Below are 15,235 nucleotides of genomic sequence, written 5' to 3' on the forward strand. Positions count from 1 at the left end.
GCGGAGGAAGACGGCTCGAACTCCCGGGGAACGGCGGGCGGGTCACGTTGGCCCGCGCGCCTGTGGTGCACGGAAGGCGCCGGATGCGACGCTGGTCGGTATGAAGATCCCTTTCGTGGACAATTGGCGCAGGAAGCACGGTGCGGCCTTCGGAGTGGCCGTGGTCTCCGTCGGCGACGAAAGCGACGAGGAGCGTGCCGCGGGCGTTGCCGAGCTGCTCGCCGAGTGTGAGCTGCTGCGCTCCCAGGCCCACGGGGAGGGGGTCGAACTCGACGACTCCGTAGGGTCGTTGGCGGCGCTCGACCAGCTGGTGCCGCGCTGGCGGGGCGACGAGGAAGTGCTGCCGTGGCTCGGCAACGACGCGGGCCTCTACCTGGGCACGATCATGGTCCGTCACGTCGTCGGCGCCTCCTGGGTGATCTGGCCCAACGGGCAGCCTGTGGTGCGCCTGGAGTCGGGCCGGGAGATCGACGTGGTCGAGGCCGGGCACGCCTGGGCGGAGAGCGGTGCGCCCGAGCTCTCGCAGTTCTACGCGGAGGCCGCCGAGTCCTAGGCGCGGATCCGGTCAGGCCGTTGAACCGCAAATACGGTTAATGCCCCCGAGAGCGTGTCGTCCATTAAGTCCCATATTGGCGTGGATAGTTTGCGCGGACCGACACAGCTGAGAGTGGGCAGGGACTGCCATGGCCGTCGATCCGTTGATCGAGCTGCGTGACGTGAACAAGTACTACGGAGAGCTGCATGTCCTCCAGGACATCGAGCTCACCGTCGGCAAGGGGGAGGTGGTGGTGGTCATCGGCCCTTCGGGGTCGGGCAAGTCGACGCTCTGCCGGACGATCAACCGGCTGGAGACCATCCAGTCCGGGACCATCAGGCTCGACGGCAAGCCACTGCCCGAGGAGGGCAAGGCCCTCGCGCAGCTGCGGGCCGAAGTGGGCATGGTCTTCCAGTCGTTCAACCTCTTCGCGCACAAGACGGTCCTGCAGAACGTCTCGCTGGCCCAGGTCAAGGTCAGGAAGCGGAAGAAGGACGAGGCGGACAAGCGCTCCCGCGAACTCCTCGACCGGGTCGGACTCGCCGCCCACGCCGACAAGTTCCCCGCGCAGATGTCCGGCGGCCAGCAGCAGCGCGTGGCCATCGCCCGCGCCCTCGCCATGGACCCCAAGGCCCTGCTCTTCGACGAGCCGACCTCCGCCCTCGACCCCGAGATGATCAACGAGGTCCTGGAGGTCATGCAGCAGCTCGCCCGGGACGGCATGACGATGGTCGTGGTCACCCACGAGATGGGCTTCGCCCGCACCGCCGCCGACCGCGTCGTCTTCATGGCCGACGGGAAGATCGTCGAGGACCGCGCCCCCGAGGACTTCTTCACCAATCCGGAGAGCGAACGCGCCCGCGACTTCCTCTCCAAGATCCTCAAGCACTGACGGGGGAGTGCAGCACCACATGATCGCCAAGTCGCTCCGGCTGCTCGCCGCGCTCCTGGTGACGGCCGCCGCCGTCACCGCCTGCGGCAAGGAAGGCAGCCCGCCCACCAAGGGCCCCGCCGCCGACGAACTCCCCAAGTACCAGGTGACGCAGGGCTTTTCGCTGCCCGACTCCAGGACGTGGACCAAGGCGAAGAAGCGCGGCCACTTCGTCGTCGGCGCCAAGGAGGACCAGCCCTACCTCGGCGAGAAGAACCCGGCCAACGGCGTCTACTCCGGCTTCGACATCGAGATCGCCAAGATGATGTCGGCCTCGCTCGGCCTGGACCCGGCGAAGATCCGCTTCAAGACGATCGCCTCCGCCAACCGCGAGACCGCCCTGCAGAACGGCCAGATCGACTACTACGTCGGCACGTACACCATCAACGACAACCGCAAGAAGCTCGTCGGCTTCGCGGGCCCGTACTACATGGCAGGCCAGTCGCTGCTCGTGCGCACCGACGAGGACGACATCAAGGGCCCGCAGGACCTCGCGGGCAAGCGGGTCTGCTCGGCCGCCGGTTCGACCCCGTACCAGCGCATCCAGGCCGACTACCCCAAGGCCGACCTCGTCGCCTACGACACGTACTCGATCTGCGTCGACAACCTGCTCACCTACCAGGTCGACGCGGTCACCACCGACGACGCGATCCTGCTCGGCTACGCGGCCAAGGTCCCCGACGAACTGAAGCTGGTCGGCAAGCCGTTCTCGGAGGAGCCCTACGGCATCGGCGTCCCGAAGTCCGACAACGTGCTGCGCCTCGCCCTCGACGACGCCCTCAAGTCCCGCCAGGACGACGGGGACTGGAAGAAGGCCTACGCCGCGACGCTCGGCCTCTCCGGTGTCCCGGCCCCGACCCCGCCCGCCATCGACCGCTACCCGGCGAGCTGAGGAGGCGTCCCATGAATGTCCTGACCGACAACTTCTCGACGTACTGGAAGGGCTTCCTCGGTACCGTCGAACTCACCGTCTACGCCTCGCTGCTCGCGCTGGTCCTCGGCTTCCTCATGGCGTCGTTCCGGGTCGCGCCCGTCGGCTCCTTCCGGGTCTTCGGAACCGCCTGGGTCACCATCCTGCGCAACACGCCGCTGACGCTGCTCTTCTTCGCGGTGCTGCTCGGCCTGCCGCGCTTCGGGCTCGTACTGCCCTTCCAGCTCTTCGCGGTGCTCGCGCTCGGCTGCTACACCTCCGCCTTCATCTGCGAGGCGCTGCGCGCCGGCATCAACACCGTGCCCCGGGGACAGGGCGAGGCGGCCCGCAGTCTCGGCATGACCTTCGGGCAGACGCTGACCACCGTGATCCTGCCGCAGGCCTTCCGGTCCGTGATCCCGCCGGTCGGCTCCACGCTCATCGCGCTGGCCAAGAACTCGGCGATCGCGGGCGCGTTCAGCGTCGTCGAGCTGCTCGGCACGTACAAGACGCTCAGCGAACTCGGCTACAACATCATCTGGACGTTCGTCTGGATCGCGCTCGGCTACCTGATCATCACGCTCGCCATCAGCGCCCTCTTCAACGTCCTCGAGAAGCGCTGGGGTGTCGCCCGATGAAAGCCCTCGACCACTCCGCCACCGCGCTCTACGACATTCCCGGCCCGAAGACCGAGCGCCGCCACAAGCTCTACGGCCTCATCTCCACACTGGCCGTGCTGGGGATCGTCGCCTGGGTGCTGTACCTCCTCTTCGACACGGACCAGTTCACGTCCACGAAGTGGATGCCCTTCGAGTACAAGGGCATCCAGGAACTGCTGCTGCGCGGCCTCGGCAACACGCTGAAGGCGTTCGCCCTCGCGGCCGTCCTCTCGCTCGTGCTCGGGACCCTGCTGGCCGTCGGACGGCTCTCCGACCACAGGCCGGTGCGGTGGGTGGCCACGCTCTTCGTGGAGTTCTTCCGCGCCATGCCGGTCCTCGTGATGATCTTCTTCATCTACGTGGCCCTGAAGGTCGAGCCGCTGCCCGCGTTGGTGGCCGGTCTCACCCTCTACAACGGGTCCGTGCTCGCCGAGGTGTTCCGCTCCGGCATCAACTCCGTGGAGCGCGGGCAGCGCGAGGCCGCGTACGCGCTCGGCATGCGCAAGACGCAGGTCATGGCGCACGTGCTCGTGCCGCAGGCGGTACGGGCCATGCTGCCGGCCATCATCAGCCAGCTGGTGGTGGCCCTGAAGGACACCTCGCTGGGCTATCTGATCACCTATGAGGAGTTCCTCCACGCCGGGAAGCTCATCGCGTCGAACCTCGACTACGATTTGCCGTTCATCCCCGTGGTGATGGTGATCTCGCCGATCTACATCGGGATGTGCATGTTGCTGTCGTGGTTCGCCCAGTGGGTGGCCAGGCGTCAGCGGCGCAATCCCAAGACCGAGGCCGCCGACATCGCGCCGGCCGAACCAGGGACGCTGCTGCCGGGCGTGCAGTAGCCAGAGCATCGGCCGTCACCGCCCCGCGGCAGCCGGAGATCACTTCCCGAGCGTTCGGGAAGAAGGTCAGCTGCGCGGTGGGACGTGATGTGCCTGCTTGCCGAGGCCGAGCGGGCCCCCGTCGCATTCGTACGCGACAGGGGCGCCGCTCTCCTTGGTTTCGGGGCCCGGTTCCGGGGCCCTCAGGCGTCCTTCTTGGTCGCGCGGTGGGCACTGCGGCCGTTCGTGGTGGTGGCGGCGGCCGGGAGCGGGGCCTGGGCCGCCTTCGTGACATCGGCCACCAGCTCGACCACGTCGGGGCCGTACGCCCCCGAGTTGACCACCTTCAGGAGCAGCACGAACGAGCCGCCGCCGTGCTTGCGGGCCAGGCGCTCGTGGTGACGGGCCAGATAGCGGGTGGCCGCCTGGTTGGTGATCGGGAGCTGGCCGCAGAAGAGGAAGACCGGTCTGGCCTCTCTGGCGTCCCGCGACTCGCCCGCGGTCAGGCGGGCCAGGATCACGTACTCGGTCCTGCCGGGCTCCAGACGGTAGCGCTCGGAGCCGACCTGGAAGGCGCCGCGGTCCGGGCCCGGCTCGGGGTCGGTGTTGACGCGGATGCCGGGCAGCAGGCTCACCATGTGCGCCGCCATGCGGCGGTTGGAGGCCGGGCCGCCGACGCAGAACTCCGTGCGCTCGCCGAAACCCTGCTGCGCCGTGTCGTGGGCGACGACCTGGGCATGCGCCCCGCAGTCCTTGATGAGGGCGGAGAGTTCGAGCAGGGCGAAGACGTCGTGCCGCTTGACCGTCAGCTCGGGGCCGCCCGCGTCGCGGTTCACGACCAGCAGGGACTCGGAGTTGTCGGGCAGCCCGAAGAAGGCCTGCTTGCGGCGGAGCCTGCGCCGCCACAGATAGGTGCGGGCGAGCCAGCCCAGCGAGGCGCTGATGCCCGCCGCGATCAGGCCGAGGACGATGTTGCGCACGTCGTCAGTCATGGGGGCGCACTCTAGCCAACGTACGGACCGGTGTTCGAGGGGGTCCTGACGGGTAGCGGAAGTCAAGTTACGCTGCGCGAACCGCTGTTGACCGGAGGTACTGATGAGGCGTTCAGTTGGGCGGAATCTGTCGTTGTGCGCGGTGGCGGCGAGCATGGTGGCCGTCGGCGCGGCGGCGCCACCTTCCTCCGCGTCGGCTCCTCGGAAGGTGCCGGTCGCCGTCGGCCACGGCGGGGCGGTGGCCAGTGTCGACGCGGACGCCTCGGCCGCCGGGATCGAGGTCCTGAAGAACGGGGGCAACGCGGTGGACGCCGCCGTCGCCACCGCGGCCGCCCTCGGCGTCACCGAGCCGTACTCGTCCGGTGTCGGCGGTGGCGGCTACTTCGTCTACTACGACGCCAAGTCCCGCACGGTGCACACCATCGACGGCCGGGAGACCGCGCCGCTGACGGCGGACTCCGGACTGTTCCTGGAGGACGGCAAGCCGCTCGCCTTCAACGACGCCGTCACCAGCGGGCTCAGCGTGGGCACGCCGGGCACCCCGGCCACCTGGCAGTCGGCTCTCGACGCCTGGGGCAGCGAGAGGCTCGGCACCGTGCTGAAGCCCGCGACCCGGATCGCGCGCGACGGCTTCACCGTCGACGACACCTTCCGCTCGCAGACCGCGTCGAACGAGGCCAGGTTCCGCAATTTCCCCGACACGGCGAAGCTGTTCCTGCCGGGCGGGCAGCTGCCGGTGGTCGGCTCGACGTTCAAGAACCCCGATCTGGCGCGCACGTACGAGGAGTTGAGCCGCAAGGGAGTCGGCGCGATCTACCGCGGCGATCTCGGCGCCGACATCGTGAAGACGGTCAACAAGCCGCCGGTCGACCCGGGTTCGGGCTACAACGCGCGGCCCGGCGAGCTGTCGGCCAAGGACCTGAAGGCCTACGCGGCCAAGTACCGGGCGCCGTCGAAGACCTCGTACCGCGGGCTCGGCGTCTACTCCATGGCGCCGTCGTCGTCCGGTGGCACGACGGTCGGTGAAGCCCTCAACATCCTTGAGAAGACCGACCTTTCGAAGGCCTCGGACGTCACGTACCTGCACCGGTTCATCGAGGCGAGCCGGATCGCGTTCGCCGACCGGGGACGCTGGGTCGGCGACCCGGCCTTCGAGGACGTACCGACGAAGCAGCTGCTCTCGCAGCGGTTCGCCGACTCCCGCGAGTGCCTCATCAAGGACGACGCCGTGCTCACCAGCCCGGTGGCGCCCGGCGACCCGAAGCACCCCGGGACGTGCGGCAAGGCCGGTGACAAGGCCGCTCCGACGACGTACGAGGGCGAGAACACCACACACCTCACGGCCGCCGACAAGTGGGGCAACGTCGTCTCCTACACGCTCACCATCGAGTCGACCGGCGGCAGCGGCATCACCGTGCCGGGCCGCGGATTCCTGCTCAACAACGAGCTGACCGACTTCTCCTTCGCCCCGGCGAACCCGGCGGTGCACGACCCGAACCTGCCGGGCCCGGGCAAGCGGCCGCGGTCGTCGATCTCGCCGACCATCGTGCTCGACAAGGCCGGCAGGCCCGTGGTGGCGGTCGGTTCGCCCGGGGGCGCCACCATCATCACCACGGTGCTGCAGACGCTCACCGGGTTCCTCGACCGCGGGCTGCCACTCGTCGACGCCATCGCGGCGCCGCGCGCCAGCCAGCGCAACGCCGCGCAGACCGAGCTCGAACCCGGCCTGTACGACAGTGAGTTGCGGGGCAAGCTCGAAGCCATCGGGCACTCCTTCAAGCTGAACCCGGAGATCGGGGCCGCCACCGGTGTGCAGCGGCTGCCGGGCGGCAAGTGGCTCGCGGCCGCCGAGAAGGTACGGCGTGGTGGGGGCTCGGCGATGGTGGTCCGACCCGCAAAGTGACGAACCCGCGTATCGGCCCACGGGATGCATCCCGTGGGCCGATGCCCGCCCGGGGCCCGTCCTCGTACGCTCGCCGCTGTGAACGCCATACCGAAGCCTCATCCCGTCGCCGCCGCGTGCGGGCTCGCCCTGTATCCGGTCGCCCTGACACTGCCGCTCTTCGGGTCGTCGGACGTGGGACCGGTCGTGCGCGTCATGGGGGTCGCCCTCGTCGCCGTGCTGCTGGTGGGGGTCGTGCGCCAGATACCGCTGCTCGGGCTCGCCGTGATCCTGCTGGGAACGGTCGTCGCGGTGGCCGCGGCGCCGCCGTCCGGACCATGGAACAACAACGACGGCTCGCGGCAGATGACCCTGCTCGCGTTCGTGTCGGCCGACGTGGCGCTCGGCTATCTGGTCGCCGTCCGGCCGCGCCGACAGTGGATCGTCGGGATCGGGTTGTCCGTTCTCGTGCAGGCGTTGGCGATCGGCGCGTTCGCCGAACAGCCCAACCTCATCGGCCTGGGTGTCATCGCCCTGCTCGCGCTCCTCGTGGCGTGCATGGCCGGGCTGCGGGACCGGGAGCGGCGCGAGCACGCCGCCGCCCTGCGCGGCCAGGCCGTCGCCGAGGCCGTCACCGCCGAACGGCTGCGCATCGCAAGGGAGTTGCACGACATGGTCTCCCACAGCATCGGCGTCATCGCGATCCAGTCGGGCGTCGCCGCCCGCGTCATCGAGACCCAGCCGCACGAGGCGCGCACGGCCCTGGAGGCCATCGAGGCGACCAGCCGCGAGACGCTCGCCGGGCTGCGCCGCACCCTCGTCGCACTGCGCCGGGCCGAGCCGGGCGGCGATGCGCCGCTCGTGCCGAGCACCGGGATCGGTGATCTCGGCGACCTGGTGGAGAGCGCGCGCCGCGACGCGGGCGTCCACGTCGACCTCGTACGCGAGGGGAGGGAACGCCGGCTGCCGCCCGACGTCGACCTGGCCGCGTACCGGATCGTCCAGGAGTCCCTCACCAACGTGGCGCGGCACGCGGGCACCGACGCCTGTCGGGTCCTCGTTGCGTACGGCGACGACGAGCTGTTCCTGGAGATCGTCGACGCCGGGGCGGGATCCCCGGCTGGCGTGCCCGGCATGGGGATCACGGGGATGGGGGAGCGCGTGAGTCTGCTGCACGGCGAGTTCAGCGCGGGACCGGGGCCCGAGGGCGGGTTCCGGGTCGCGGCGCGGATACCGCTGCCGGGGGCGGGCCGATGACCGTGCGCGTCCTGCTGGTCGACGACCAGCCGCTCGTCCGGTCGGGGCTGCGCGTCCTCATCGCCGACACCGACGACCTGGAGGTGGCCGGGGAGGCGGGCGACGGCGCCGAGGCGGTCGAGCTGGCCGAGACACTCCGGCCCGACGTCGTCGTCATGGACATCCGGATGCCCGGCACGGACGGCATCGAGGCGACCCGCCGGATCATGGCAGGGGACAGCGGGTCCCGGGTCCTCGTGCTCACCACCTTCGACGAGGACGACTACGTGTACGGGGCCCTGCGCGCCGGCGCCAGCGGCTTCGCCGTGAAGGACATGCAGCTGGAGGAGATCCTCGCGGCCGTGCGCGTGGTCGCCGCCGGGGACGCCCTCATCGCGCCGGGTGTCACCCGCCGTCTGATCGCGGACTTCGTGGGGCGGCCCGGGCCCGCGGCGACGCGCTCGCCCCGCCGCGTCGAGGGGATCACGGAGCGGGAGCGCGAGGTGCTGACCCTGGTCGGGCTCGGCCGCTCCAACCAGGAGATCGCCGAGGAGCTGTTCATCAGCGTCGCCACGACCAAGTCCCATGTGGCGCGCCTGTTCACCAAGCTGGACGCCCGGGATCGCGTCCAACTCGTCATCATCGCCTATGAGTTGGGACTGGTCGCCCCGTCCCGGTGAGGGCCTTTGGCCGGTCGCTCCTACAGGGCCGTCAGAATCCGCGGGCCGTTCTCGGTGATCGCGACGGTGTGCTCGGCGTGCGCGGCGCGGGAGCCGTCGTTCGTGCGCAGCGTCCAGCCGTCCGACGCCTCGTGGTAGTCGTCCGTGCCGCCGCCGATCAGCATCGGCTCGATGGCCAGGACCATGCCGTGGCGCAGCGGCATGCCGCGGCCCGGCCGCCCCTCGTTCGGGACGCCCGGGTCCTCGTGCATGTGCCGTCCCACGCCGTGTCCGCCGAAGTCCTGCGGGATCCCGTACCCGGCGGCGCGGCAGACCGAGCCGACGGCGTGCGCGATGTCGCCGATGCGGTTGCCGACGACGGCCGCGCCGATGCCCGCGGCCAGCGCCCGCTCGGCGGTCTCGACGAGCCGGACGTCCTCGGCCCTGGCCCGTCCCACGACGAAGCTGACGGCGGAGTCCCCGACCCAGCCGTCCAGCTCGGCCCCGAAGTCGATCGACACCAGGTCGCCGTCGCGGAGCCGGTACGCGGTCGGGATGCCGTGCACGATCGCGTCGTTCACGGACGTGCAGAGCACCGCGGGGAACGCGGTGGCCGCGAAGGAGGGGCGGTAGCCGAGGAACGGTGAGCCCGCGCCCGCCTTCCGCAGCACCTCGTGCGCCACCTCGTCGAGCTCCAGCAGGCTCACGCCCACGGCCGCGTGCTCCCGCGCGGCGGTCAGGGCCTGGGCCACGACACGGCCCGCTTCACGCATCGCGTCGACGGACGCGTCTGTCTTGATCTCCACCATGCCAATAACTATACCGGTATTGTAATCCGGTATAGGAATCGAGTCTCGGGTAGACTGACGGCATGGTCCGAACCCCTTTGACTCCCGAAGAGCGTGAACGCGGCGAACGCCTGGGGCAGCTGCTCCGCGAGGCGCGGCACGGGCGCAGCATGACGGAGGTCGCCGCGGGCGCGGGCGTCTCCGTCGAGACGCTGCGCAAGATCGAGACGGGGCGCGCGCCGACCCCGACCTTCTTCACCATCGCCGCCGTCGCTCGCGAACTGGGCCTGTCCATGGACGAGTTGGTGGTGCGCTGCGCGCTGGTGCCCGCCTGAAAAGAGCGCGTAGCGCCTCCGTAACACGCCGGGTGTTTCCTTCCGGAGCGACAGGCTCCAGGGGCGCGAGGATCGGCGGGGCGCACGTGACGGACGCGAAGGACACGCGGCAACTGCCGCTGCCGACAAGAGAGTTCGCGAACTTTCTGCGCGGGCTCGTGACCCGCGTCGATCAGGGTGCGGGCTGGTGCGGCGTGTTCTGGCAGCGCGATCCCGAGGGTATGCGCGCGTGTCTCGACGGGCGCGAGGTGCCGCCCTGGGACGTCGTCGAGGCACTGCTCCAGGACCTCGCGGCCCTGCACGGCACGGAGCGCGCCGACCGTGAGGGCGCCACGGCGCGCACCTTGCACCGCGCCTCGGCCCGGGTCTATGACGTGGCCCCCGGCGGCCGCGAGGCGCTGGTCGACCGCATCGACGTCATGACCCGCGAGCAGCGCTACGCCACCGAACGCCAACGCGACCTGGGCCGCCGTCTGGACGCGGCCACCACCTACGAACAGGCCGAGTCGGCCCGTCTGGACCTGGCCTGGGCCCGCGACGACCACGACCGTGCGACGGCCCGCATCGCCGAACTCCACGACAGGCTCGCGGACTTGAGCCGAGAAGAAGCCCCTTCGGGGGCGCGGGGAACCGCGCGCCCGGCCACGACGCACCCGCACTCGCCCACGCCGCCCCACCCAGGCGAACGCGACGGCGAAGCCAAGCCCGCCAAGGACAAGAAGCGCCGCCCCAGGGGAAGCGCCCGCTTCGCCGGACTGGCCGTGGAGGACCAGCCCGCGCAGGACGCCCCACCCCCGGCCCGCGCGCCCGTGACGGTGGCCACCGGCGCCCGCTTCGCCGGAGCCCAGGACGACGACACCCCGGCGGCCCCCGCCGCGTCCCCGCTCGGCACCGCGGACCGCGAAGAGGTCACTGCCGCGGTCGAGACCCTGCTGAGGCTCCGCGCGGCGGCCCGCAGCGGCGAGGCGCACATCATCCTCGTGGAAGCCGCGCACTGGCCGGCCGCCCGTCTTCCCCTGCTCGCCGCCGAACTGCACCGGGCCGGCCTCGACGCCGACTGGGCCACTCTGCTGTGGGAGGCCGCGTCCTTGCCTCCGGCCCGCCTGGTCGACGCCGCGGACGCGCTCACCGCGGCCGGCCGCGTCGCCGACGGGCAGCAGGTGCTGCGCCAGGGCGTGGGCCGCCCGGCCGAGCTGATCGGCGACGCCGTCGCCGACCTCGACGCCGAGGGCCGGCGCCGCGAGGCCCGCGTCCTGCTCGACGCCTACGTCCGCACCCGCACCCCCGAGGAGGCGGCCCGCAGCGCGCTGCGCGAGCCCGGCCTGCTCGTCCCGCTGGTCCTCGACGCGGCGCGCGCCGTCTCCGACGACCGCTACCGGGACGTGGCGCACGCCCTCCGTGTCGCGGGGCACGCCGCCTGAACCGTGCGCCACGACGCCGGACCGTCACCCGCTCGGGTGTGAAACATGATCGATCCAGCGGGTTAACGACGATGGTCTTGGCAAGCCTTCCGGGTGGGCTTACGTTCGTCCCTCTACCACCCGGTCTACGGGCGTAGAGGCTCAGGCAAAGGAGCGGCTCATGGCCCACGTCGTACGCGCCGCACTCGTCCAGGCCACCTGGACGGGCGACACCGAATCCATGATCGCCAAGCACGAGGAGCACGCCCGCGAGGCGGCCCGGCAGGGCGCGCAGATCATCGGCTTCCAGGAGGTCTTCAACGCCCCCTACTTCTGCCAGGTCCAGGAGGCCGAGCACTACCGTTGGGCCGAGCCGGTCCCCGAAGGGCCGACCGTCACCCGCATGTGCGCACTCGCCCGCGAGACCGGCATGGTGATCGTCGTCCCCGTCTTCGAGGTCGAGCAGTCCGGCTTCTACTTCAACACCGCCGCCGTGATCGACGCCGACGGCACGTACCTCGGCAAGTACCGCAAGCACCACATCCCGCAGGTGAAGGGCTTCTGGGAGAAGTACTACTTCAAGCCGGGGAACCTGGGCTGGCCGGTCTTCGAGACCGCGGTCGGCCGGATCGGCGTGTACATCTGCTACGACCGCCACTTCCCGGAAGGCTGGCGGCAGTTGGGCCTGAACGGCGCGCAGCTGGTCTACAACCCGTCGGCCACCTCACGCGGTCTGTCCGCCTACCTGTGGCAGCTGGAGCAGCCCGCGGCCGCCGTCGCCAACGAGTACTTCGTGGCCGCCATCAACCGCGTCGGCGTCGAGAGTTACGGCGACAACGACTTCTACGGCACCTCCTACTTCGTCGACCCGCGCGGCCAGCTCGTCGGCGACGCGGCCAGCGACAAGGCCGAGGAACTCCTCGTCCGCGACCTGGACTTCGACCTCATCGACGAGGTCCGGCAGCAGTGGGCGTTCTACCGCGACCGCCGCCCCGACGCGTACGACGGACTCGTCCAGCCGTGACGTAGCGAGACAGTGAAGCGAACCCGCCCGAGCCGTGATCGACGAAGGGACGCCGCACCCGTGAACAACACCTCCCTGCACGCCCGCCACCGCGCCGTTCTCCCCGACTGGCTGGCCCTGTACTACGCCGACCCGATCGAGCTGACACACGGCGAGGGCCGCCACGTGTGGGACGCCGACGGGAAGAAGTACCTCGACTTCTTCGGCGGCATCCTCACCACGATGACCGCGCACGCGCTGCCGGAAGTCACGAAAGCGGTGGCCGAACAGGCCTCCCGGATCATCCACTCCTCGACCCTGTACCTGAACCGTCCGATGGTCGAACTCGCCGAGCGCGTCGCCCAGTTGTCGGGCATCCCGGACGCCCGCGTCTTCTTCACGACGTCCGGGACCGAGGCCAACGACACGGCGCTGCTGCTCGCCACCGCGTACCGCCGCTCGAACCAGATCCTGGCGATGCGCAACAGCTACCACGGCCGCTCGTTCGCGGCCGTCGGCATCACCGGCAACCAGGGCTGGTCGCCGACCAGCCTGTCCCCGCTCCAGACGCTCTACGTCCATGGCGGTGTCCGCGGCCGGGGACCGTACGCGCACCTGAGCGACGCCGAGTTCACCGAGGCCTGCGTCGCCGACCTGCGCGACATGCTCGGCCAGACGCGCGGTGACGTGGCGGCGCTGATCGCCGAGCCGATCCAGGGGGTCGGCGGCTTCACGTCGCCGCCCGACGGTCTGTACGCGCGCTTCCGCGAGGTCCTCAGGGAGCACGGCATCCTGTGGATCTCGGACGAGGTGCAGACCGGCTGGGGCCGCACCGGTGACCACTTCTGGGGCTGGCAGGCGCACGGCCGGTCGGGCCCGCCGGACATCCTCACCTTCGCCAAGGGCATCGGCAACGGCATGTCGATCGGCGGGGTGGTGGCGCGGGCCGACGTCATGAACACCCTTGACGCCAACTCCATCTCGACGTTCGGCGGCTCCCCGGTCACGATGGCCGCGGGCCTCGCCAACCTCTCCTACCTCCTGGAACACGACCTCCAGGGCAACGCCCGCCGTGTCGGCGGCCTCCTCATCGAGCGTCTGCGCGCCATCGCGGCGACCACTCCCGTCGTGCGCGAGGTGCGCGGCCGGGGCCTGATGATCGGCGTGGAACTGGACGACCCGACGCGCACGGTCGCGGGCGCGGTCCTCGAGGCGTGCCGCGAGGCGGGCCTCCTGATCGGCAAGGGCGGCGGCCACGACACCAGCGTCCTGCGCATCGCCCCGCCCCTGTCCCTGACGGTGGCGGAGGCGGAGGAGGGCGCGGCGATCCTGGAGGGGGCGCTGCGGGACGTGTCATAGGGCCGAGGGGATGGGCCCCGTAAGGGGCGCGGGGCTGTATTCAGCATGCGGCTCCGCCGCGTGAGCGCGAGCAACCGCGACGTACGCGCACACGGCCGACAAGAGAAGCCCCCAAGGCGAGGAGCCGAGCAACAAGGAGGGAGGCGGCCCGATGGCCACCGCCACCGAACACGCCCTGTCCGTACGGCAGATACTCGCCCTGGAACGCATCGCGGCCGGCGAACCGGAGGTGGTCGCGGCGGCCGACCACCTCGACCGCCCCGTCCGCTGGGTCCACGTGGCGGAGGCCGCGGACGTCGGCGTCATGCTCACCGGCGGCGAGATGATCCTCACCACGGGCGTCCTGCTCGCGGGCGACGCACACACCCGGACCGAGTACATCAAGTCCCTGCACCGCGCGGAGGCCGCGGCCCTCGTCCTCGGCCTGGGCCGCGCCTTCCCCGCCCCGCCGGAGGACATGCGCAGGGCGGCCGAGCGCTACGGCCTGCCCATGGTGGTCCTGCACCGCCCCTTCCCCTTCGCCGAGCTGACGGAGGAGGTCCAATCCCGCCTGGTACGGAGGAAGTTCGCGGCCGTCAGCCTCTCCGAGGGCATCCGTACGGCCCTCACCGCACTGATCACGGCGGGCGCCCCGCTCCAGGCCCTCCTCGACGAGGTCGCCGCGCACAGCGCCTGCCCGGTGATCGTCACGAACCTCGCCCACCGTGTGCTGGCCACGGCCGGCGAACGCCCCGCCGTGGACGACGTCCTGCGCGACTGGGACCGCATCGCCCGGCAGCCGGGCGGCGTCGACGGCGAGGGCTGGCTCCGCGCCGACCTCGGCGGGCGCGGCGAACGCTGGGGCTCGGTCGTCCTGTGCGGCTACCGCGGCGACGGCTCCTCCGGCCGGCTGCTCGCCGACCGGGCCGCCGAGGCCCTCGTCCTGCACCGCCTGCTCGCCGGCTCCGCGGCCACCACCTGGGAGGAGCAGTCGGCGCGGTGCCTGCTCGCGGACCTGGTCTCCGGCGCCGTCCCGGCCCGCCAACTCCTGCCCCGCGCACGGGCGGCGGGCCTCCCCGTCAACCGCCGCACCTTCGTCCCCCTCGTCGTCCGCGACGGCGACGCCGCCCAACTGGAGCGCGTACTGCGGCTGTTGGGCATGCCCTCGCTGGTCGCCGAGATCGCCGAGGGCGCCACCGCGGTCCTGCTCAGCCTCGCCCGCGACCAGGCGACCGAGCCCCTCGCCGTCCACTTCGCGGCCCGTCTGCGCGCCGAGACCGGCGCTCCCGCCGTGGTCGCCGCCGGGCCCGCCTGCACCGGCTGGGAGGACGTGCCGGCGGGACTCCAGGAGGCGCTGCACGTGGCCGACGCGGTCGCCGGGGCCCCGCCCGACCTGCCGCCGGTGGTCCGCCTCCGTGACGTACGCCTGCGCGGACTGATGCGACTGCTCCGCGACGACCCGCGCGTCCTGTCCTTCGCCGAGCGGGAGTTGGACGGTCTGCTGTACGCGGACGACGCCGACGCGCTCCTGCCGGTCCTGCGCACGTACCTCGCGACCGGCCGCAACAAGTCCCGCACCGCCCAGATCGAGCACATGAGCCGCCCCGCCCTCTACCGACGCCTCGAAGTCATCGAGACCCTCCTCGGCATCGACCTCGACGACTTCGAGCAGGCCGCGTCCGTGCACATCGCCCTGCTCGCCCACGACGCGCAGCACGGGGCGTGACACGGTGACACGGCATC

General features: G+C 71.2%; 15 protein-coding genes. 13 read left to right on the forward strand and 2 right to left on the reverse strand.

The genetic code is table 11. The annotated features are described in order from the left end of the window. Positions 1-100: 100 nt before the first annotated feature. The 5 genes from B072_RS0114835 (at position 101) to B072_RS0114855 (ending at position 3,880) form a co-directional block, all read left to right on the forward strand. On the forward strand, positions 101-553 hold the full coding sequence (locus tag B072_RS0114835; protein ID WP_018530742.1) for a DUF6278 family protein: 453 nt from the start codon (positions 101-103) through the stop codon (positions 551-553). A 130-nt stretch (positions 554-683) separates the two neighbouring features. Continuing rightward, complete coding sequence (locus B072_RS0114840) at positions 684-1,427, forward strand: amino acid ABC transporter ATP-binding protein (protein WP_018530743.1); 744 nt, start codon at positions 684-686, stop codon at positions 1,425-1,427. 19 nt (positions 1,428-1,446) lie between these two features. Next, the gene (locus B072_RS0114845) at positions 1,447-2,358 is read left to right on the forward strand and encodes a glutamate ABC transporter substrate-binding protein (protein WP_018530744.1); all 912 of its coding nucleotides are present in this window, start codon (positions 1,447-1,449) and stop codon (positions 2,356-2,358) included. An 11-nt stretch (positions 2,359-2,369) separates the two neighbouring features. Beyond that, positions 2,370-3,014 (forward strand): amino acid ABC transporter permease, encoded by a 645-nt coding sequence (locus B072_RS0114850; RefSeq protein WP_018530745.1) that lies wholly within the window; start codon positions 2,370-2,372, stop codon positions 3,012-3,014. Beyond that, the gene (locus tag B072_RS0114855) at positions 3,011-3,880 is read left to right on the forward strand and encodes an amino acid ABC transporter permease (RefSeq protein WP_018530746.1); all 870 of its coding nucleotides are present in this window, start codon (positions 3,011-3,013) and stop codon (positions 3,878-3,880) included. Before B072_RS0114850 ends, B072_RS0114855 begins: the two co-directional genes overlap by 4 nt. Positions 3,881-4,062: 182 nt before the next feature. Here B072_RS0114855 and B072_RS0114860 read toward each other — a convergent pair whose 3' ends face one another. Continuing rightward, a complete protein-coding gene (locus B072_RS0114860) occupies positions 4,063-4,851 on the reverse strand; it encodes a hypothetical protein (protein ID WP_018530747.1) in 789 nt (262 codons plus the stop codon). Between the two features lie 103 nt (positions 4,852-4,954). Between B072_RS0114860 and ggt the strand changes: the two genes are divergently transcribed. The 3 genes from ggt (at position 4,955) to B072_RS0114875 (ending at position 8,649) form a co-directional block, all read left to right on the forward strand. After that, positions 4,955-6,754 carry a gamma-glutamyltransferase gene (gene ggt / locus B072_RS0114865; protein ID WP_026245839.1) on the forward strand — a complete coding sequence of 600 codons (1,800 nt, stop codon included), beginning with the start codon at positions 4,955-4,957 and terminating at the stop codon, positions 6,752-6,754. Between the two features lie 78 nt (positions 6,755-6,832). Further along, positions 6,833-7,990, forward strand: a complete 1,158-nt coding sequence (locus tag B072_RS0114870) for a sensor histidine kinase (protein WP_018530749.1) — start codon at positions 6,833-6,835, stop codon at positions 7,988-7,990. Next, positions 7,987-8,649, forward strand: a complete 663-nt coding sequence (locus B072_RS0114875; protein ID WP_018530750.1) for a response regulator — start codon at positions 7,987-7,989, stop codon at positions 8,647-8,649. Before B072_RS0114870 ends, B072_RS0114875 begins: the two co-directional genes overlap by 4 nt. 20 nt (positions 8,650-8,669) lie before the next feature. Here the strand turns inward: B072_RS0114875 and map are convergent, their stop codons facing one another. After that, complete coding sequence (gene map, locus B072_RS0114880) at positions 8,670-9,437, reverse strand: type I methionyl aminopeptidase (RefSeq protein WP_018530751.1); 768 nt, start codon at positions 9,435-9,437, stop codon at positions 8,670-8,672. Between the two features lie 62 nt (positions 9,438-9,499). Here map and B072_RS0114885 point away from each other — a divergent pair, with 62 nt between their 5' ends. The 5 genes from B072_RS0114885 to B072_RS0114905 all read left to right on the forward strand — a co-directional run bounded on the left by B072_RS0114885 (position 9,500) and on the right by B072_RS0114905 (position 15,218). Further along, on the forward strand, positions 9,500-9,751 hold the full coding sequence (locus tag B072_RS0114885; protein WP_026245841.1) for a helix-turn-helix domain-containing protein: 252 nt from the start codon (positions 9,500-9,502) through the stop codon (positions 9,749-9,751). A gap of 86 nt (positions 9,752-9,837) precedes the next feature. Continuing rightward, a complete protein-coding gene (locus B072_RS0114890) occupies positions 9,838-11,172 on the forward strand; it encodes a hypothetical protein (protein WP_018530753.1) in 1,335 nt (444 codons plus the stop codon). Between the two features lie 160 nt (positions 11,173-11,332). Then, positions 11,333-12,175: a nitrilase-related carbon-nitrogen hydrolase gene (locus B072_RS0114895; protein WP_018530754.1), complete on the forward strand. Its 843-nt coding sequence runs from the start codon at positions 11,333-11,335 to the stop codon at positions 12,173-12,175. Between the two features lie 60 nt (positions 12,176-12,235). After that, positions 12,236-13,513 carry an aspartate aminotransferase family protein gene (locus tag B072_RS0114900; protein ID WP_018530755.1) on the forward strand — a complete coding sequence of 426 codons (1,278 nt, stop codon included), beginning with the start codon at positions 12,236-12,238 and terminating at the stop codon, positions 13,511-13,513. A 151-nt stretch (positions 13,514-13,664) separates the two neighbouring features. Beyond that, positions 13,665-15,218 (forward strand): PucR family transcriptional regulator, encoded by a 1,554-nt coding sequence (locus tag B072_RS0114905; RefSeq protein ID WP_018530756.1) that lies wholly within the window; start codon positions 13,665-13,667, stop codon positions 15,216-15,218. Positions 15,219-15,235: the final 17 nt, after the last annotated feature.

The sequence above is a fragment of the Streptomyces sp. HmicA12 genome, assembly GCF_000373565.1.
Taxonomy (GTDB): domain Bacteria; phylum Actinomycetota; class Actinomycetes; order Streptomycetales; family Streptomycetaceae; genus Streptomyces.